The organism is Flavobacterium sp. XS2P24, from assembly GCF_030010285.1.
In the GTDB taxonomy this organism is placed as follows: domain Bacteria; phylum Bacteroidota; class Bacteroidia; order Flavobacteriales; family Flavobacteriaceae; genus Flavobacterium; species Flavobacterium algoritolerans.
The window spans coordinates 25,358-43,135 of the sequence record NZ_JASCRU010000028.1 but is presented as its reverse complement, the minus strand read 5'-3'; the positions used below and the strand labels follow the sequence as shown (position 1 = coordinate 43,135).

Below are 17,778 nucleotides of genomic sequence, written 5' to 3'. Positions count from 1 at the left end.
TTGACTTTACAGCTCAATTCATCTGGATACTCTTTATAAAAATCTAAAATATTCATATCAAATCTGTTTAGATTTTAAAGATACAAAAAAATTAGGTGTTAATACGGATAAACATATTTTATTAAAAACCAAGTTGGACTAAAACACGTATCTTTGTTATGATGTTAGGGATAAGACTTTCTTATTTGTGATTTTATAGATTTTTTTATTTCAGTAAATTTACTATTTTTGAAGCCGATGAAAATTGAGTCAAATAATTTTTATTTTTTAATCATTTTCCTTTTTGGGATTGTGGATGTTTTTGCTGGTCCTGGAGGTTCTGGTCCTCCTGCACCTACGTCAAAAAAACCGCCACCACCACCTGGATTGTCTATTGACGAGAATAGTGTTATAATAATTGCAATTTCATTATTATTTGGAATTTATATCATTTACACCAATATATTAAAAACAAAAACCCCAATTTAAATGGGGTTTTTGTTTTTAGTGTCGTTGCAAGTTATTTGTTAGCGTATAGTCTAGAAACGTATTTGCCAATTACATCGAATTCAAGATTTATTTTTGTGCCAACTTCAAAGGTTTTGAAATTAGTGTGCTCATACGTGTAAGGGATTATGGCTACGCTAAATTCATTTTTTTTAGAATTCACCACGGTTAAGCTTACACCATTTACGGTAATTGAACCTTTTTCGATGGTAATGTTGTTTAGTTTTTCGTCGTATTCAAAGGTGTAAAGCCAGCTTCCATCGGTTTGTTCTGCAGTAATGCAGGTTCCCGTTTGGTCTACGTGTCCTTGAACAATGTGTCCGTCAAGTCTGTCGCCAAGTTTCATTGCTCTTTCTAAGTTAACGCTGTCTCCAACTTTCCAATCCGCTAGATTTGTTTTTTTTATCGTTTCGTCTATGGCGGTCACGGTATAGAAAGTATCATTGATAGCGACAACAGTAAGGCAAATTCCGTTATGAGCAACGCTTTGGTCAATTTGTAGTTCGCTCGTAATCGATGAATTCATCGTTATGTGAACATTACTGTTCTCTTTTTTTATTTCTTGGATGGTGCCAAGGGTTTCTATGATTCCTGTAAACATTTCTTGTTTTATTTTACTAAATTTGCACTTCAAAATTAGCAATAAATAACGTTAGGTCATGATGAAAAAAGCAGAAAATATAATCGTTGGGATTTCTATAGGAGATTTAAACGGTATTGGAAGCGAAGTTGTTTTAAAAACATTCGAGGATTCTCGTATGTTAGAGTTGTGTACTCCTGTTATCTTTGCTAATGTTAAGTTGTTGTCTTTTGTAAAGAAAAGTTTTCAATCTGCGTCTTTATTGCATGGAATTGATAAACTGGATCAAATTGTTCCTGGAAAGATTAATGTTTTAAATGTTTGGAGAGAAGGAGTTGATTTGAATCTTGGAGTAAATGATCCTAAGGCAGGTGAATATGCTATAAAATCATTTGTTGCGGCTACCAAAGCTTTAAAGGATGGTCTTGTAGATGTATTGGTTACTGCGCCTATAAATAAGTATAATATCCAATCAGAGGATTTTAAATTCCCTGGGCATACGGATTATTTAGACCAAGAGCTTGAGGGAAATGCACTTATGTTGATGGTTCAGGATAATTTAAGAGTAGGGCTCTTGACGGATCATATTCCGTTAAGTGAAGTGGCTTCTCATCTTACGGAAGAATTGATTAAAAGAAAAATCGAAACGGTAAAGCAATCATTGATACAGGATTTTAGTATTAATAAGCCTAAGATAGCTGTTTTAGGGTTGAATCCGCATTGTGGTGATGGAGGTGTTATTGGTACCGAAGATGATTTGGTTATAAAGCCAACATTGAAAAAGATATTTGACAAAGGCACTTTGGTTTTTGGTCCTTTTGCTGCGGATGGTTTTTTTGGAAGTAGTCAATACGAGAAGTATGATGCTATTATAGCGGTCTATCACGATCAAGGATTAATTCCTTTTAAAACATTATCTTTTGGTAATGGCGTGAATTATACTGCGGGTTTGAATAAAATAAGAACCTCGCCGGATCATGGTACTGCTTACGATATTGCTGGAAAAGGAGTGGCTGATTTTAACTCATTCAAAGAGGCTGTATATCTTGCGATTGATATTTATCATTCGAGAAATCAATATGCCGAAATCAGTGTGAAGCCATTGAAAACAAAAGAAAAACAGTTGTAAACAAAAAAAAGTGAATAACATTATTAGATTTGCAATAATTTTATATCTTTGCACTCCCGAAGTTTAGGGTCAAATTGTTGTTGAAATGAAGAAGACAAAAGATTTTTTAATACCTTTTATAGGATTAAAGCTAGGAAAACATCATTTTGAGTATCAAATAAATAATTCGTTCTTTGAAATCTTTGATTATAATGAATATCAAGATTCAAATATCAAAGTAAATGTAGTTTTAGAGAAAAAAAGTACGCTGTTAGAGTTAAGTTTTAAGCATAAAGGAGTCGTAAATGTACCTTGTGATTTAACAAGCGAAGATTTTGACTTACCTGTTAAAGGCAAAATGAAATTAATAGTTCGTTTTGGCGAGGAGTATAATAATGACAATGAAGAATTGTTGATTTTACCTCATGGAGAGTTTGAAGTAGATATTGCACAATATATCTATGAAATGATAGTGTTGTCAGTGCCTCTAAGACGAGTTCATCCAGGAGTTAAAGATGGAAGTTTAAAAACAGAAGCTTTGACTAAACTTAATGAACTTATAGTAAAAGAAGTAAAAAAAGAGAATAAACAAGAAGAAAATATTGACCCGCGTTGGGACAAATTAAAGCAACTATTAACGGATAAATAATATAGTAAAATGGCGCATCCTAAGAGAAAAATCTCCAAAACAAGAAGAGATAAAAGAAGAACACATTACAAAGCTACTGTAGCGCAGATTGCTACTTGTCCTATCACAGGAGAAGCGCATTTATACCATAGAGCTTACTGGCATGAAGGTAAAATGTATTACAGAGGGCAAGTTGTTATAGATAAATCTGTAGCTGTTGCTTAATACATTTTTGTAAATGATATTCGAACTCTCACATCGTGAGAGTTTTTTTGTTGTTTATAATTTTCGTTAAATAAGAAGTTCCAAATCAAATGAAAATGGAATTTTTTTTGTAATTTTCAAGTCTTTTAAAAATTTTTCAAATGGCAACATTTGACAAAAAATAATCGCATACAATGAATACAATTACAGCCGCAATAACCGCTGTTGGAGCCTATGTTCCAGACTTTGTTTTAACTAACAAAGCTCTTGAGGCCATGGTTGACACCAATGACGAGTGGATAACCTCTCGTACAGGAATAAAGGAAAGAAGAATCCTCAAAGAAGAGGGTAAAGGAACTTCTTTTTTAGCAATAAAAGCTGCACAAGATTTATTAGCTAAAGCCAATATCGACCCTCTAGAAATAGACTTGTTGATAATGGCAACTGCAACGCCAGACATGCCTGTTGCTGCAACAGGTGTATATGTAGCAACCGAAATAGGAGCTTTAAATGCTTTTGCATATGATTTGCAAGCAGCATGTTCCAGTTTCTTATTTGGTATGTCAACTGCAGCAGCGTACGTACAGTCCGGAAGATACAAGAAAGTACTTTTAATTGGTGCTGATAAAATGTCTTCTATCGTAGATTACACAGATAGATCAACTTGTATCATTTTTGGAGACGGAGCTGGAGCAGTATTGTTTGAACCTAATTATGAAGGATTAGGGTTGCAAGACGAATACTTACGCAGTGATGGAATCGGAAGAGATTTTTTAAAGATTGATGCTGGTGGCTCTCTACTTCCTTCCTCTTACGAAACGGTAAGAGATAATAAACACAATATTATTCAAGATGGAAAAACAGTATTTAAATATGCTGTAACCAATATGGCTGATTCAAGTGAATTAATTCTGAAAAGAAATAATTTAACCAATGAAAATGTTGATTGGTTAGTTCCTCATCAAGCCAATAAACGTATTATCGATGCAACAGCAAATAGAATGAATTTAGAAGATTCTAAAGTGCTGATGAATATTGAAAAATACGGAAACACAACTTCTGCGACTTTACCATTAGTCCTTAATGATTTTGAACATTTATTCAAAAAAGGAGATACGATAATTTTGGCTGCTTTTGGAGGTGGATTCACTTGGGGATCTATATATCTAAAATGGGCATACGATAAAAAATAAATTTAAACTAAAAACAAATAATTATGGATTTAAAAGAAATTCAAAATCTAATCAAGTTTGTAGCAAATTCAGGAGTTGCAGAAGTTAAATTAGAGATGGATGATGTAAAAATTACCATCAGAACAACTTTAGAAGGGAATGTAACTGAGACCACGTATGTTCAACAAATGCCAGCTCAAGCTACACTTCCACAAGCAGCAGCACCGCAACAAATTGCTCCGGTTGCAGCAGCTCCAGAAGTTCCAGTAGTAGAAAATGCGCACTATATCACCATAAAATCTCCAATTATTGGAACTTTTTACAGAAAACCATCTCCAGATAAACCAATGTTTGTTGAAGTAGGTAAAACAATTTCTAAAGGTGACGTACTTTGTGTAATTGAAGCCATGAAATTATTTAATGAAATTGAATCTGAAGTTTCTGGTAAAATTGTAAAAATATTGGTTGACGATATGTCTCCAGTAGAATTTGACCAACCGTTATTCTTAGTAGATCCATCATAAGAAATTATAAATTATAAATTATAAATTTTGAATGATGAGTTTTCGTTATTTGAAGTAATTTAAAATTTAAAATTCAACATTTAAAATTTCAAATAAAGATGTTTAAAAAAATATTGATTGCCAATAGAGGGGAAATTGCGTTACGCGTAATTAGAACATGCAAGGAAATGGGTATAAAAACAGTAGCCGTTTATTCTACTGCAGATGCCGAAAGTCTACATGTAAAGTTTGCCGATGAAGCGGTTTGTATTGGACCACCTCCAAGCAACTTGTCCTATTTAAAAATGTCAAATATTATTGCCGCTGCCGAAATTACAAATGCAGATGCAATACACCCAGGATACGGATTCCTTTCTGAAAATTCTAAATTTTCTAAAATTTGTCAAGAGCATGGTATCAAATTCATTGGAGCCTCTCCAGAAATGATTGATAGAATGGGAGATAAAGCTTCTGCAAAAGCTACGATGATTGAAGCAGGTGTTCCTTGTGTTCCAGGTTCAGTAGGAATTTTAGAATCGTACGAGCAAGCCTTACAATTATCAAGAGATTTTGGCTACCCAGTAATGCTTAAAGCAACTGCTGGTGGTGGTGGAAAAGGAATGAGAGCCGTTTGGAAAGAAGATGAATTGTTGAAAGCTTGGGAAGGTGCACGTCAGGAATCTGCGGCAGCTTTTGGAAATGACGGAATGTATCTTGAGAAATTAATCGAAGAGCCACGCCACATTGAAATTCAAGTAGTAGGTGATTCTTACGGAAAAGCCTGTCATCTTTCTGAAAGAGATTGTTCCGTTCAAAGACGTCATCAAAAATTAACCGAAGAGACTCCATCTCCATTTATGACAGATGAGTTGCGTGCAAAAATGGGTGAAGCAGCTGTAAAAGCAGCTGAATACATTAAATACGAAGGTGCTGGAACAGTAGAATTTTTGGTAGATAAACACCGTAATTTCTACTTTATGGAAATGAATACCCGTATTCAAGTAGAGCACCCAATTACAGAGCAGGTTATTGATTATGACTTGATTCGTGAGCAAATTATGGTTGCTGCTGGAATACCTATTTCGGGTAAAAATTACTTGCCACAATTACACGCGATTGAATGCAGAATTAATGCAGAAGATCCTTATAATGATTTCCGTCCGTCTCCGGGGAAAATCACAACATTACATATGCCAGGTGGACATGGAGTTCGTTTAGATACTCACGTGTATTCAGGGTATACTATTCCGCCAAATTACGATTCAATGATTGCAAAACTTATTACTACTGCTCAATCTCGTGAGGAAGCCATTAGTAAAATGAGAAGAGCCTTGGATGAATTTGTAATCGAAGGAATAAAAACGACAATTCCGTTTCATAGACAATTGATGGACGATCCTCGTTACATAGCAGGAGAGTACACAACTGCATTTATGGATACTTTCAAAATGAACGATCCGGAATAGTAAAATATTCAAAATATAAAAAAACCTCACTTTTTAGTGAGGTTTTTTGTTTTCTATCGATATATAAATCTACAAAGTTTCTTTCAACCATTTGAAAAATTCACTTTGCCAAACCTGAGCATTCTGAGGTTTTAATACCCAATGATTTTCTTCGGGGAAATACAAAAATCTACTTTTTACTCCTCGTAATTGTGCCGTTTGAAAAGCTTCTTGTCCTTGTCCAGTTGGTACACGAAAATCTTTTCCGCCTTGAATAATTAAAATAGGGGTATTCCATTTTTCTACCAGCGTCATTGGATTGAATGTTGTATAAGCTTTTTGTGCAACAGCATTATCTTTTTCCCAATAAGCACCGCCAAAATCCCAGTTGGTAAAGAAAACTTCTTCGGTAGTTCCATACATGCTTTGGGTATTAAAAATACCGTCATGGGCAATAAAAGTTTTGAATCGGTTGTTGTGGATTCCGGCTAAATAGAAAACAGAATATCCGCCGTAACTGGCGCCAACACATCCTAAACGTGTTGCATCAACATATTTTTCCTTCGCTACATCATCAATTGCCGATAGGTAATCATCAATTACTTGTCCGCCCCAATCTTTACTGATTTGCTCATTCCATTCCACGCCATGACCTTGCATACCGCGACGGTTTGGAGCAACAACAATATACCCATTGGCAGCCATCAACTGTAAATTCCATCGGTAAGAATAAAATTGTGTCAATGGAGACTGTGGCCCACCTTGACAATACAAAAGTGTTGGATATTTTTTTGTGGCGTCAAAATTAGGCGGAAGTACCACCCAAACTAACATTTTTTTACCGTCCGTAGTCGTTACATATCTTCTTTCGGTTTTGCTTAACGCCAAAGAATTATACGTTGCTGTATTGACATTGGACAATTGTTTCCAAGTATTTTTCTTTAAATTATAGGAAAAAATTTCCGCCGCATGATTCATATCAGTTCTCGTTACAATAATGTTGTCACCAGAAAAACCAACTAAATCATTGACATCAAATTCTCCAGTGGTGATTTGACGAACGGTAATTACTATTTTTGCAAGACCCGGAAAATTAACTTCAAACAATTGTTTTGTACCGTCTATCGGCGCCACAAAATAGACTTTTTTCCCGTCACTACTCCAGATAAAATGATCTACCGTACCATCCCAATTTGCCGTTAGGTTCATTTTCATTCCTTTGAAACTAACAATCAGGTCGTTTTTATCGGCTTCATAACCGTCTCGTTTCATTTGTAACCAAGTCAAATTTCCTGTAGGAGAAAATTGAGGAGCAATATCATATCCTAGATTTTCTTCGGTTCGATTGCTAGTTTTTCCAGTTTCCAGATTGTATTCGAAGATATTGGTGTTGGTAGAAACTGCATATTCGGTCCCTGATTTTTTCTTACTTACATAAAGGATACTTTTGCTGTCTGGTGACCAAATGTAATCTTCGTCTCCACCAAAAGGTTTTTGTGGACTGTCAAAATTTTCTCCTTTCAGAATGTCAATTCCCACTGCGCCTTCTTTGTTTTCTTTGTAAAAAACATGGTTGTATTTACCTTCGTTCCAGGTGTCCCAATGGCGATAATTCAAGCCATCGTAGATTTGAACATCTGATTTTTCCAGTTCAGGATAAAAATCTTTTCCGTGAATTTTTTCGATTTTTACTTCTTCATTGTAAACAATATATTTCCCGTCTGGAGAAATGTTCTTGTCTTTTAATAGATCTTTAGTCTCTTTTACTTCGGTTGGATTTCCACCATTTACGGGTAAAATGTAGAATTTTGTGTCCGATTTATTTTCTTGAACAGAAGGAGTTGTTACTTTGTAAACTATATTTTTTCCATCTTTGGAAATACCTAAAGGAGTTACTCTTCCTAGTTTCCAAAGTAGTTCTGGAGTCATTACATTTTGTGCCATAGCAGTTAAACTCATCATTAATAAGGGTATAAGTAGTATTTTTTTCATTTAAATAATTGATTTTTTCGAATGCTAAAATTAGCCAATTTAATTTGATGTTTTTTCGTTTTTAACACTTGCTTTTTAGCCCAGATTACGTCACACTACTTTTATTTTAATTTGGAGTTCAGTGAATTTATTTATAACGGATAGCAGGATTAGCTCCTGAAATAAATTCAGAATAAATCCAAAAAATTATTATTTTTATGAAAAAAATTGAACATGGATTTGAGCTATTGGGAATTAAAAAACTGGTTTACTGATGTAGATTATACTATCGTAGGAAGCGGTATTGTGGGCTTGCATGCTGCATTACGCTTGCGCGAAAGATTCCCCGAAAGCAAAATTCTAGTGTTGGAAAAAGGAATGTTACCGCAGGGAGCGAGTACGAAAAATGCCGGTTTTGCGTGTTTCGGAAGCCTTTCAGAAATTATAGATGATTTAAAATCCCATTCAGAGGAAGAAGTGATTCATCTAATCCAAAAACGTTGGAAAGGTTTGCAATTATTGCGAAAAAGACTCGGTGACGACACCATAGATTTCAAACCATATGGTGGTTATGAGTTGTTTTTAAAAGACGACGAAAGTTGTTACAGTGAGTGTGTTGGGAAATTGCCCTTCATCAATGAAATTTTAAGACCACTATTTAAGGCGGATGTTTTTGCCAAAGAAGTAGACCGTTTTGGGTTCAACGGCATACAGGAATATTTAGTTTTCAATCCTTTTGAAGCACAAATAGATACCGGAAATATGATGCAGGCCTTGTTGAAAGAAGCAGTTTCTAAAAATATTTTAATTCTTAACCAACAAACCGTTACTTCTTATTTCGATAAGGGAAATGGAGTGGAAGTGGCACTTGGTGATTTCAGTTTTAGTACCAAAAAAATATTGTTTGCGACTAACGGTTTTGCAAATACATTGACAACTGGAGCTGTTAAGCCGGCCAGAGCGCAAGTTTTAATCACGGAACCCATTAAAAACTTAGATATAAAAGGAACTTTTCACTTGGATAGAGGGTATTATTATTTCAGGAATATTGGCGACAGAATATTATTGGGTGGTGGAAGAAACCTGGATTTTGAGACGGAGAACACAACCGAATTTGGACAAACAGAAATCGTCCAAAAAAAATTGGAACAATTATTAAAAGAAGTAATTTTGCCTCATCAGGATTTCCAAATTGCACATCGTTGGAGCGGCATCATGGGTATTGGTAACAGCAAAAGTCCCATTGTTTCACAATTATCTGACAATGTCTATTGTGGCGTACGATTGGGCGGAATGGGAGTAGCAATAGGAAGTTTAATTGGAACAGAATTAGCAGATTTAATATAATGGCAACGAAAATAACACCAAGAAAATCAAGACAACCCGTTAAAAAAGAACCTACCTCTCTTATGAGCAAAATAACTCGTTTTTTATTCAAAGCATTGCTATGGTTCTTTGGACTCTCTTTGTTTTTTGTGGTACTATTTAAATTTGTTCCGGTTCCGTTTACGCCTTTAATGGTGATTCGAACGATTGAAAACAAAACAGCCGGGAAAGAAGTTTTTTTCAGCCACGACTGGGAACCAATCGAAAACATCTCGATGAATCTTCAAAAAGCCGTAATCGCAAGTGAAGATGGAACGTTCCTGAAACATAATGGTTTTGATTTTGTCGCCATGCAAAAAGCATATAAAAGCAATGAAAGAGGACGAAGAATAAAAGGAGGAAGCACCATATCGCAACAAACGGCCAAAAATGTATTTCTTTGGCAAGGCCGAAGTTATTTGAGAAAAGGACTTGAAGCGTATTTCACTGTTTTAATCGAAATCATTTGGGGAAAAGAACGCATCATGGAAGTATATTTGAACAGTATAGAAATGGGAAATGGTGTCTATGGAGCGCAATCGGCCGCAGAACATTGGTATAGAAAAGGAGCTAGTAGTCTTACGCCGATGCAGGCAGCAGGAATAGCCGCAATTTTACCCAATCCAAGAAAATATTCGGCAACCAGTTCTTCTTCGTATATCAACAGACGAAAAGCTAAAATTGTACGTGTGATGCGACAAGTAGGGAAAATAGATTATTCAAAATAGTTTATAGCAGTCTTATAACACAATCAAACAATTTCTAAAAATAAAAAACCGTAAACTCTTAATTAAAAGATTTTACGGTTTTATTTTGTGGAGAATATCGGATTCGAACCGATCACCTCTTGCCTGCCAGGCAAGCGCTCTAGCCAAATGAGCTAATCCCCCAAACGTGTTCGCAAATATAACATATAAATTTTCCAAAAAGCAAATTTCAAAATACAAATCCATTCTATTTGAAAAAAAGTCAAATCCTCCTTTACTTTTTTTAACTTTACATCAAAATCCCCGCTATGGCATCAGAAAACCCAACAGGTTCGCTCTTCACAACAATCGAAAATAAAATCGCAACCATTTCATTTGGTCATCCTTCGAGCAATTCTTTTCCAAGAGAATTATTGAATCGTTTAACAAATGAGTTCGCTATTTTAAGCACAAATCCAGCCGTTTCGGTGATTGTTATAGAAAGTGAAGGCTCGGGAGCTTTTTGTGCAGGCGCTTCTTTTGATGAACTTTTGGCTGTTTCTGATGAAGCAGCAGGAACCCTGTTTTTCTCTGGATTTGCGCATTTAATCAATGCGATGCGTTCTTGTTCCAAGCTTATTGTGGGCCGCGTTCACGGAAAAGCAGTTGGTGGCGGCGTAGGAATTGCGTCCGCTTGTGATTATACTTTGGCAACAAAAAATGCTTCTATAAAACTATCAGAATTGGCAATCGGAATTGGTCCTTTTGTAATAGAGCCCGTAGTTTCCAAGAAAATCGGAAAGACGGCAATGGCCGAAATGACGCTCGCAGCCCACGAATGGAAAACCGCTGATTGGGCCGCAGCCAAAGGATTGTACGCCAATACTTTTGAAACCGTTGAAGAACTGGATGCCGCAATAGCTGATTTCAGCGCTAAATTATCCAGTTATAATCCCGAAGCTTTACTGGAAATGAAAAAGGTTTTGTGGGAAGGAACGCAACATTGGGACTCATTGTTGTTGGAACGCGCCGCGATTTCGGGTAAATTGGTGCTTTCTGATTTTACCAGAAAAGCGTTGTCTCAATTCAAAAAGTAATTTTTTCAGGAGCTATTTCCTGCTGTTCACTATATCTTTTTATAAGGTGAAGAAAAATCACCATATAAAAAGGATGCCTCCCGAAGCTTCGGGATCATCAGGGCTAGACTTCAGTGGAATCCAAATACCAAGATTTACATCTCATTTCTCATATCAATTTGCTAAATTTGCATCAAAATTAAACTCCGATGAGCAATATCAGAATTACAAAACAATTTAGTTTCGAAACCGGACACGCCTTATACGGTTATGACGGGAAATGTAAAAATGTTCACGGACATAGTTATAAATTGTCAGTAACGGTAATTGGAACTCCAATTACAGATCGTTCCAATGTGAAATTTGGAATGGTGATTGACTTTACGGATTTAAAGAAAATTGTAAAAGAAGAAATTGTAGATCAATTTGACCATGCAACTGTTTTCAACGGAACGACTCCTCATATCGAATTGGCAAACGAATTAATGAGCCGCGGACACCACGTTATTTTGGTAGATTACCAACCAACAAGCGAAAATATGGTAGTCGATTTTTCTCAAAGAATCATCAGCCGATTACCGGAAGGAATCACTCTTTTCTCTTTGAAATTACAAGAAACCGAATCTTCTTTTGCAGAATGGTTTGCCAGTGATAATATGAAATCCATACTGTAACTTCATGCAATTACCCAATAACAAAAAAATATATTTCGCCTCCGATCAACATTTTGGCGCGCCAACACCTGAATTGAGTTTTCCGAGAGAACAAAAATTTGTGGCTTGGCTCGATGAGGTAAAAGACGATGCCGAAGCTATCTTTCTATTGGGCGATTTATTTGATTTTTGGTTCGAATACAAAACCGTAGTCCCAAAAGGATTTATTCGTATTTTAGGCAAACTCGCCGAAATCCGAGACAGCGGAATCCCTATTTATTTTTTCGTAGGAAACCATGATTTATGGATGGAAGATTATTTCCAGAAAGAACTGAATATTCCCGTGTTTCATGACAATCAAGAATACACTTTTGGAGATAAAACATTCCTTATTGGCCACGGCGACGGAAAAGGTCCTGGAGATTTAGGATACAAACGCATGAAAAAAATATTTACAAATCCGTTTTTCAAATGGCTTTTTAGATGGCTTCATCCGGATATTGGCGTGAAACTGGCGCAATACCTTTCCGTAAAAAACAAACTTATTTCTGGTGATGAAGATGTGACTTTTCTTGGCGAAGACAATGAATGGCTGATTCTTTATTCCAAAAGGAAATTAGAAAGCAAACACTACAATTACCTTATTTTTGGCCACCGTCATTTGCCTATGAAAGTAACCGTAGGAGAAAATGCCGAGTATGTGAATCTGGGTGACTGGATTACGTATTTTACCTATGGTGTTTTTGATGGCGAGAATTTCGAAATCAAAAAGTATTAATAATTTTCAAGGTTTTTCTCTACTTCTTGTTTTTTTAGATTGTATAAAAAAACGTACAAAGATGTTGGAGGCTCTCTATTAGTATTTTATTTTTGTATGTATTTTATTTAGAGTGCATTACGGGTTACAAGGTCAGGTATGATGGAATTAGTTTGCGAAATTTAAATCCAAAAACCTTTACGTTAAAATACTATTTATTCGAAGTGAAATGTTTGATAAGCGAGGAAATTATTGTTTTATTAATTTCTCTAATTTGTTCAGTTTGTTCGGAATTACAGCGGTTTTCCTCAATATATCGATTGCCTAAATCTTTAAGGATAACATCTACTTCTTCTATGACTTCTCTAAAAACAATTAGTCGTGATTTGTATTCATCTATAGTGCCATTATGGATAGGCATCAATTCTTTTTTACCTTCAACTGCTTTTTCTGCTATTTTTCTGTAATCTTCCATAATTATCTAAAATATAATTCAATTTCCTCTGGTGAAAGAACACCCGAATTTACTAAAGTTGCTGTAATAGTAGTTACGTCTTTTTCGCATATTTTGCCAATAACACGGCAAGATTTATCAGTTATTTTATTTTGAATATTTGTGGTGGATGATTTTATTGGACTATTACACGATGCATAAGAATCGTGATTTAAAAATGGATTATCGCTTTTAAGAATGGGAATTTGAAGTGATAAAAGTTCTTGATTTCTTGCAATAAATGGATGAACTTCTGAATTTATAAATACAGAGCAAGTTAAAACTGTATTTTTAGAAATTCCAATAACAATAAACATTTTTAAGTGATCAATTCCTTCAAAATCACTTATAAAGACGTCGCCTTTTCCTAATCCAACGTTAAATAATTTTTGTATTTGTCCACTACCTAATAAATCTTTAAAAGAGCCCATTATTATTGAAGATGCATTTTCAATAAGTTTTGTTCTTTGAGATAACTAATATAACTCTCGTCGGATTCAATTTCTTTTAAAATATCTGTAAAAGATATAGAAGAATTATTTACAGTATTAATCCACGCTTGTCCATGAGATAATTCACGAATTTCATTCCATGGCATATTTCCATATTTTTCTAAAGAAATGTTCAATTGGTCTAAATCCGTTTTTGATAACTTATTGAAATTTGGTTCAACATTCTCTTTTAATAAGCAACCCTCTACTACTGAAAAATATTTCGAAAAATGTCCCTTATCTTTGAAGAAACCATTTCCCCTAACAGATTTAAAAATATCATAGAGATTAGATGGGACTGGACCATCATTCATTGCAATATAGTTGTCACCAGTTATGGTTCTTCCATATTTTAGAAGATGTTCTCTATCAGCAAAAAAAAGAATTTTGAAAATTTTATGAAAATCCTTTCTACTCAATTTTGAAGTAATATAGAGAACAGCATTTACCGTTCTGTCTTCATCGAATTGTATATAGAAATCAGTTGTCATAGTGCAAATATAGATAAAAATTATTAACTGTCAATCATTTAACAAGATAAGTAGGATTCATACAGATGATACGCAAATGTTTTTAACATTGTGTTATTCTTGCATTAAAGAGTTCATAAAAACTAGGAGTGTAACTTGTAACTAAAATCTAAATTTTAACCTCAATTCATTCCTTCCCCATACAAATAATCATCCAGATTTATTTTAAACAAAGTGCCTTCCACCAAATCTTTTACGGCATCTAATTCTTCCATGGAAACGGCCAAATCAATTTGGGAACAAGGCGTTTTTAGTAAAAATTTATGGCATTTGTTTTTCAGTTCACAATCCTCGCAACATTTATTTTGGATATAGCTGTCCTCAATACAGCGCTTAAATAGTTGCAATTCCTGTTGGGTAAAATAAAAACCCATTTCTCTAAAAACCAGTTGGACTTTGTCCAGTACAATGCCATTATCCTTTCTCCAGTAAAAAGAAGTACCTAAATTGTTATGATATATTTGTTTTATTTCTTGCATCTGTCATCAGTTTGAAACAAATATAAGTATTATTTATATTTATTCTAAATAATAAAACATAAAAAAGACATAAAAAAAAGTCGGTATGTAATCCTGAGATTATTTTACCGACGAGCTATAGCAAGTGTTTTTTTCTAAAAAACTATTTATTACTCGCTCTTTTCGTGTTCTTCAATATCTTTTTGTAAGTCTAGTTTTCTAAAAGTAGGCGATACGGCTCCGGTAAGAAATACGGTAATCAATGTCATGCTTCCGCCAAAGACCACTGCGCTAACAGTTCCCATCAGCTTTGCAGTTAAGCCGCTTTCAAAAGCTCCTAATTCATTAGAGGAACCTACAAATATAGAATTCACAGCTGCAACTCGGCCTCGCATGTGATCGGGAGTTTTCAATTGCAAAATAGTTTGGCGTATCACCACCGAAATCCCATCGAAAACACCGCTTAAAAATAAAGCCGCAACTGACAACCAAAAAATCGACGAAAGTCCAAAAACGATAATACAAATCCCAAACGCAAAAATTGCCGACAGCAGTTTCATACCCGCATTTTTAGTAAAAGGAATATAAGCGGAGATTATCAACATCAAAAAAGCGCCAACAGCAGGAGCGGCTCTCAAAACACCAAATCCCTGCGGCCCTACTTTCAAAATATCCTGTGCAAAAATGGGTAATAAAGCAACGGCTCCACCAAAAAGAACGGCAATCATATCTAATGATAAAGCGCCTAAAATCGTCTTATTGTTGAAAACAAATTTCACACCTTCTTTCAAACTTTCCATAATAGGTTCCCCAATTTTTGGATTCAAAATAGGCTTCGTTGCAATTTGGGTTAAAGCGATTAACGCAAAAAGTGAACATCCCAAAACGATCGACATTGACCAGTGAACGCCAATCCAATTGATGGAAAAACCGGCTACTGCAGGTCCTAAAACCGAACTTATTTGCCAAACTGAACTGCTCCAAGTGGCAGCATTGGGATATATTTTTTTAGGAACAATCAATGCCAAAAGAGAAAATATCGTCGGGCCAAGAAAAGCACGGACCAATCCTCCTAGAAACACGAAAAAGTAAATGGAGTATAAAATAGTTTGGGTAGAAAAATCTTTGATAAACGGTGGCCACGTAAATAAAAACAAGCCCAAACTAATGATTGAAAACCCTAAAATGCATTTGAAAAGCAATCCTTTTTTCTCCTTTTGATCAACAATGTGTCCGGCAAATAATGCCATCGAAATAGCTGGAATGACTTCCATTAATCCAATGATTCCTAACGATAACGGATTTTTGGTCAAACTGTATACTTCCCATTCAATCACGATAAACTGCATCGACCAGCCAAAAACCATGGCAAAACGCAATAATAAAAAAATGTTGAATTCTTTATAGCGCAGGGCAGAGTATGGGTCATTTTTTTTCATAGCAACAGAATCATTGTTTAATATCTCGCAATCGCAATTGCAAACTTAATTTACCTTTCCATTCGTTTTCATCAATGCAATACACGGCTTGAAAAGGTTTTTGATGGGTAGTCAGTTCGATTTTGTTTCCCAAATTAAAACCAATTGCAGCGATGCCTTCGGTCCCGAGGCTTCGGGATTGTTTAACAAAAAGTTTTAAATGTTCGTCTTCTTGTCCAAGCGGTTTTCCATAACCGGTATCTTTGATGTTTTTGGTCAGGAAAATTGGAGTCATATTTTGTGGGCCGTACGGTTCAAATTGTTTCAGGATTCTAATTAATTTTGGAGTGATATCCGCAAAATCAATTTCGGCATCAACCGCAATTTCGGGCGTCAACATATCCGGATGAATGGTTCTTTCGACTTCTTTTTCGAAAGCATCTTTGAAGATTTGATAGTTTTCTTCCTTCAACGTCATTCCCGCAGCATACATATGACCACCAAATTGTTCCAAATGTTCGGTACAGGCTTCGAGTGCATTATAGACATCAAATCCTTTTACGGAACGTGCCGAAGCAGCATATTTGTCCCCGCTTTTGGTAAAAACAAGTGTCGGACGATAATATGTTTCAATCAATCTTGAAGCGACAATTCCAATCACTCCTTTGTGCCAATCTTCTTGAAAAACTACGGAAGTAAAACGCTCTTTTTCATTGTTTTCCTCAATTTGTTTTAACGCTTCTTTGGTGATTAATTTGTCTAAATCTTTTCGCTCCGAATTATACGCCTCGATTTCAGAAGCAAATTGTTGAGCTTGCTCAAAATCAAATTCGGTTAATAATTCCACCGCATGATTGCCGTGTTTGATGCGTCCGGCAGCGTTTATTCTGGGTGCGATGATGAAAACAACATCGGTAATATCTAAGGTTTGTTTTTTTATTTGGTGAATGATGGCTTTGATTCCTGGTCTTGGGTCAGAATTGATGACTTGCAATCCAAAATAAGCCAACACTCGATTCTCTCCGGTCATCGGGACGATATCAGCAGCAATTGCAGCCGAAACTAAATCCAGATACGGAATCAAATCATCGATTGTCTGGTTTCTGTTTTTCCCCAATGCCTGAATCAACTTGAAGCCTATTCCGCAACCGCACAATTCATCATAAGGATAGGTGCAGTCGTCTCGTTTTGGGTCGAGAACGGCAACGGCTTCGGGTAAAAAATCTCCCGGTCTGTGGTGGTCACAAATGATAAAGTCGATGTTTCGCTCTTTGGCGTAAGCCACATGATCGATAGACTTTATACCGCAATCCAAAGCAATGATGAGTGAAAATCCATTGTCATCAGCAAAGTCAATTCCCTTAAAGGATATTCCATAACCCTCGTCATAACGATCGGGAATGTAGGTCGCCACGTTTGGATAATAGGTTTTTAAATAGGAAGAAACGAGTGAAACTGCGGTGGTTCCATCTACATCATAATCGCCAAAAACAAGGATATTTTCCTCGTTTTCAATCGCTTTTTCGATTCGGGCAACTGCTTTTTCCATATCTTTCATCAAATATGGATCGTGCAAATCATCTAAACTTGGGCGAAAAAACCGTTTGGCATCTTCAAAAGTTTCGATGCCGCGTTGCACTAATAAAGTGGCTACAAAATCCTCCACATTCAAAGCTTTCGCCAAATTTTTCACGGTATCTTCGGAAGGTTTTGATTTAAGGGTCCAACGCATATTGGTTTGGGATTATAAAAAA

At 35.6% G+C, this 17,778-nt stretch carries 20 protein-coding genes and 1 tRNA gene; 12 read left to right on the top strand and 9 right to left on the bottom strand.

Annotated elements, in window-relative coordinates:
• Positions 1–237 precede the first annotated feature (237 nt).
• A complete protein-coding gene (locus tag QLS31_RS13975; protein WP_282744358.1) occupies positions 238–468 on the top strand; it encodes a hypothetical protein in 231 nt (76 codons plus the stop codon).
• 31 nt (positions 469–499) lie between these two features.
• On the opposite strand, the gene QLS31_RS13970 is transcribed toward QLS31_RS13975, so the two are convergent.
• Entirely contained in the window at positions 500–1,087 is a 588-nt protein-coding gene (locus QLS31_RS13970; protein ID WP_282744357.1) for a riboflavin synthase, read from the bottom strand.
• 58 nt (positions 1,088–1,145) lie between these two features.
• On the opposite strand from QLS31_RS13970, the gene pdxA reads away from it, so the two are divergent.
• The 6 genes from pdxA to accC all read left to right on the top strand — a co-directional run bounded on the left by pdxA (position 1,146) and on the right by accC (position 6,147).
• Entirely contained in the window at positions 1,146–2,195 is a 1,050-nt protein-coding gene (pdxA, locus tag QLS31_RS13965; RefSeq protein WP_282744356.1) for a 4-hydroxythreonine-4-phosphate dehydrogenase PdxA, read from the top strand.
• Positions 2,196–2,280: 85 nt separating this feature from the next.
• A complete protein-coding gene (locus tag QLS31_RS13960) occupies positions 2,281–2,823 on the top strand; it encodes a DUF177 domain-containing protein (RefSeq protein WP_282744355.1) in 543 nt (180 codons plus the stop codon).
• Positions 2,824–2,832: 9 nt separating this feature from the next.
• Positions 2,833–3,027, top strand: coding sequence for a 50S ribosomal protein L32 (gene rpmF / locus QLS31_RS13955; protein WP_007137315.1), 195 nt, complete (start codon positions 2,833–2,835; stop codon positions 3,025–3,027).
• A gap of 173 nt (positions 3,028–3,200) precedes the next feature.
• Positions 3,201–4,199: a beta-ketoacyl-ACP synthase III gene (locus QLS31_RS13950; protein WP_282715151.1), complete on the top strand. Its 999-nt coding sequence runs from the start codon at positions 3,201–3,203 to the stop codon at positions 4,197–4,199.
• A gap of 23 nt (positions 4,200–4,222) precedes the next feature.
• The gene (gene accB / locus QLS31_RS13945) at positions 4,223–4,702 is read left to right on the top strand and encodes an acetyl-CoA carboxylase biotin carboxyl carrier protein (RefSeq protein ID WP_099714177.1); all 480 of its coding nucleotides are present in this window, start codon (positions 4,223–4,225) and stop codon (positions 4,700–4,702) included.
• Positions 4,703–4,800: 98 nt separating this feature from the next.
• Positions 4,801–6,147 (top strand): acetyl-CoA carboxylase biotin carboxylase subunit, encoded by a 1,347-nt coding sequence (accC, locus tag QLS31_RS13940; RefSeq protein ID WP_099714178.1) that lies wholly within the window; start codon positions 4,801–4,803, stop codon positions 6,145–6,147.
• 69 nt (positions 6,148–6,216) lie between these two features.
• Here the strand turns inward: accC and QLS31_RS13935 are convergent, their stop codons facing one another.
• Entirely contained in the window at positions 6,217–8,118 is a 1,902-nt protein-coding gene (locus QLS31_RS13935; RefSeq protein WP_282744354.1) for a S9 family peptidase, read from the bottom strand.
• A gap of 213 nt (positions 8,119–8,331) precedes the next feature.
• Between QLS31_RS13935 and QLS31_RS13930 the strand changes: the two genes are divergently transcribed.
• Together QLS31_RS13930 and mtgA are read left to right on the top strand one after the other, a co-directional pair.
• A complete protein-coding gene (locus QLS31_RS13930) occupies positions 8,332–9,444 on the top strand; it encodes an FAD-dependent oxidoreductase (protein WP_121342960.1) in 1,113 nt (370 codons plus the stop codon).
• Complete coding sequence (gene mtgA, locus QLS31_RS13925; protein ID WP_282744353.1) at positions 9,444–10,190, top strand: monofunctional biosynthetic peptidoglycan transglycosylase; 747 nt, start codon at positions 9,444–9,446, stop codon at positions 10,188–10,190. The genes QLS31_RS13930 and mtgA overlap by 1 nt, the downstream gene beginning before the upstream one ends.
• Before the next feature lie 88 nt (positions 10,191–10,278).
• Here the strand turns inward: mtgA and QLS31_RS13920 are convergent.
• Positions 10,279–10,352, bottom strand: a tRNA-Ala gene (locus tag QLS31_RS13920).
• A 125-nt stretch (positions 10,353–10,477) separates the two neighbouring features.
• On the opposite strand from QLS31_RS13920, the gene QLS31_RS13915 reads away from it, so the two are divergent.
• The 3 genes from QLS31_RS13915 (at position 10,478) to QLS31_RS13905 (ending at position 12,655) form a co-directional block, all read left to right on the top strand.
• A complete protein-coding gene (locus tag QLS31_RS13915) occupies positions 10,478–11,245 on the top strand; it encodes an enoyl-CoA hydratase/isomerase family protein (protein ID WP_282744352.1) in 768 nt (255 codons plus the stop codon).
• 188 nt (positions 11,246–11,433) lie between these two features.
• On the top strand, positions 11,434–11,898 hold the full coding sequence (locus QLS31_RS13910) for a 6-carboxytetrahydropterin synthase (protein WP_099714184.1): 465 nt from the start codon (positions 11,434–11,436) through the stop codon (positions 11,896–11,898).
• A gap of 4 nt (positions 11,899–11,902) precedes the next feature.
• On the top strand, positions 11,903–12,655 hold the full coding sequence (locus QLS31_RS13905; RefSeq protein WP_282744351.1) for a UDP-2,3-diacylglucosamine diphosphatase: 753 nt from the start codon (positions 11,903–11,905) through the stop codon (positions 12,653–12,655).
• 190 nt (positions 12,656–12,845) lie between these two features.
• Here the strand turns inward: QLS31_RS13905 and QLS31_RS13900 are convergent, their stop codons facing one another.
• The 6 genes from QLS31_RS13900 to recJ form a co-directional block, all read right to left on the bottom strand.
• Entirely contained in the window at positions 12,846–13,109 is a 264-nt protein-coding gene (locus tag QLS31_RS13900; RefSeq protein ID WP_282744350.1) for a hypothetical protein, read from the bottom strand.
• Positions 13,110–13,111: 2 nt separating this feature from the next.
• Complete coding sequence (locus tag QLS31_RS13895) at positions 13,112–13,558, bottom strand: hypothetical protein (RefSeq protein WP_282744349.1); 447 nt, start codon at positions 13,556–13,558, stop codon at positions 13,112–13,114.
• 2 nt (positions 13,559–13,560) lie between these two features.
• The gene (locus QLS31_RS13890; RefSeq protein WP_282744348.1) at positions 13,561–14,109 is read right to left on the bottom strand and encodes a Panacea domain-containing protein; all 549 of its coding nucleotides are present in this window, start codon (positions 14,107–14,109) and stop codon (positions 13,561–13,563) included.
• Between the two features lie 161 nt (positions 14,110–14,270).
• Positions 14,271–14,627, bottom strand: coding sequence for a hypothetical protein (locus QLS31_RS13885; RefSeq protein ID WP_282744347.1), 357 nt, complete (start codon positions 14,625–14,627; stop codon positions 14,271–14,273).
• Between the two features lie 149 nt (positions 14,628–14,776).
• Positions 14,777–16,045, bottom strand: a complete 1,269-nt coding sequence (locus tag QLS31_RS13880; protein WP_282731881.1) for an MFS transporter — start codon at positions 16,043–16,045, stop codon at positions 14,777–14,779.
• A gap of 10 nt (positions 16,046–16,055) precedes the next feature.
• Positions 16,056–17,756 (bottom strand): single-stranded-DNA-specific exonuclease RecJ, encoded by a 1,701-nt coding sequence (recJ, locus tag QLS31_RS13875; RefSeq protein ID WP_282744346.1) that lies wholly within the window; start codon positions 17,754–17,756, stop codon positions 16,056–16,058.
• Positions 17,757–17,778 lie beyond the last annotated feature (22 nt).

What these genes read in the sequence shown, in the direction of transcription:
- QLS31_RS13975 (WP_282744358.1), top strand. Translation starts at nt 238, where the DNA reads ATGAAAATTGAGTCAAATAATTTTTATTTTTTAATCATTTTCCTTTTT.
- QLS31_RS13970 (WP_282744357.1), bottom strand. Translation starts at nt 1,087, where the DNA reads ATGTTTACAGGAATCATAGAAACCCTTGGCACCATCCAAGAAATAAAA.
- pdxA (WP_282744356.1), top strand. Translation starts at nt 1,146, where the DNA reads ATGATGAAAAAAGCAGAAAATATAATCGTTGGGATTTCTATAGGAGAT.
- QLS31_RS13960 (WP_282744355.1), top strand. Translation starts at nt 2,281, where the DNA reads ATGAAGAAGACAAAAGATTTTTTAATACCTTTTATAGGATTAAAGCTA.
- rpmF (WP_007137315.1), top strand. Translation starts at nt 2,833, where the DNA reads ATGGCGCATCCTAAGAGAAAAATCTCCAAAACAAGAAGAGATAAAAGA.
- QLS31_RS13950 (WP_282715151.1), top strand. Translation starts at nt 3,201, where the DNA reads ATGAATACAATTACAGCCGCAATAACCGCTGTTGGAGCCTATGTTCCA.
- accB (WP_099714177.1), top strand. Translation starts at nt 4,223, where the DNA reads ATGGATTTAAAAGAAATTCAAAATCTAATCAAGTTTGTAGCAAATTCA.
- accC (WP_099714178.1), top strand. Translation starts at nt 4,801, where the DNA reads ATGTTTAAAAAAATATTGATTGCCAATAGAGGGGAAATTGCGTTACGC.
- QLS31_RS13935 (WP_282744354.1), bottom strand. Translation starts at nt 8,118, where the DNA reads ATGAAAAAAATACTACTTATACCCTTATTAATGATGAGTTTAACTGCT.
- QLS31_RS13930 (WP_121342960.1), top strand. Translation starts at nt 8,332, where the DNA reads ATGGATTTGAGCTATTGGGAATTAAAAAACTGGTTTACTGATGTAGAT.
- mtgA (WP_282744353.1), top strand. Translation starts at nt 9,444, where the DNA reads ATGGCAACGAAAATAACACCAAGAAAATCAAGACAACCCGTTAAAAAA.
- QLS31_RS13915 (WP_282744352.1), top strand. Translation starts at nt 10,478, where the DNA reads ATGGCATCAGAAAACCCAACAGGTTCGCTCTTCACAACAATCGAAAAT.
- QLS31_RS13910 (WP_099714184.1), top strand. Translation starts at nt 11,434, where the DNA reads ATGAGCAATATCAGAATTACAAAACAATTTAGTTTCGAAACCGGACAC.
- QLS31_RS13905 (WP_282744351.1), top strand. Translation starts at nt 11,903, where the DNA reads ATGCAATTACCCAATAACAAAAAAATATATTTCGCCTCCGATCAACAT.
- QLS31_RS13900 (WP_282744350.1), bottom strand. Translation starts at nt 13,109, where the DNA reads ATGGAAGATTACAGAAAAATAGCAGAAAAAGCAGTTGAAGGTAAAAAA.
- QLS31_RS13895 (WP_282744349.1), bottom strand. Translation starts at nt 13,558, where the DNA reads ATGGGCTCTTTTAAAGATTTATTAGGTAGTGGACAAATACAAAAATTA.
- QLS31_RS13890 (WP_282744348.1), bottom strand. Translation starts at nt 14,109, where the DNA reads ATGACAACTGATTTCTATATACAATTCGATGAAGACAGAACGGTAAAT.
- QLS31_RS13885 (WP_282744347.1), bottom strand. Translation starts at nt 14,627, where the DNA reads ATGCAAGAAATAAAACAAATATATCATAACAATTTAGGTACTTCTTTT.
- QLS31_RS13880 (WP_282731881.1), bottom strand. Translation starts at nt 16,045, where the DNA reads ATGAAAAAAAATGACCCATACTCTGCCCTGCGCTATAAAGAATTCAAC.
- recJ (WP_282744346.1), bottom strand. Translation starts at nt 17,756, where the DNA reads ATGCGTTGGACCCTTAAATCAAAACCTTCCGAAGATACCGTGAAAAAT.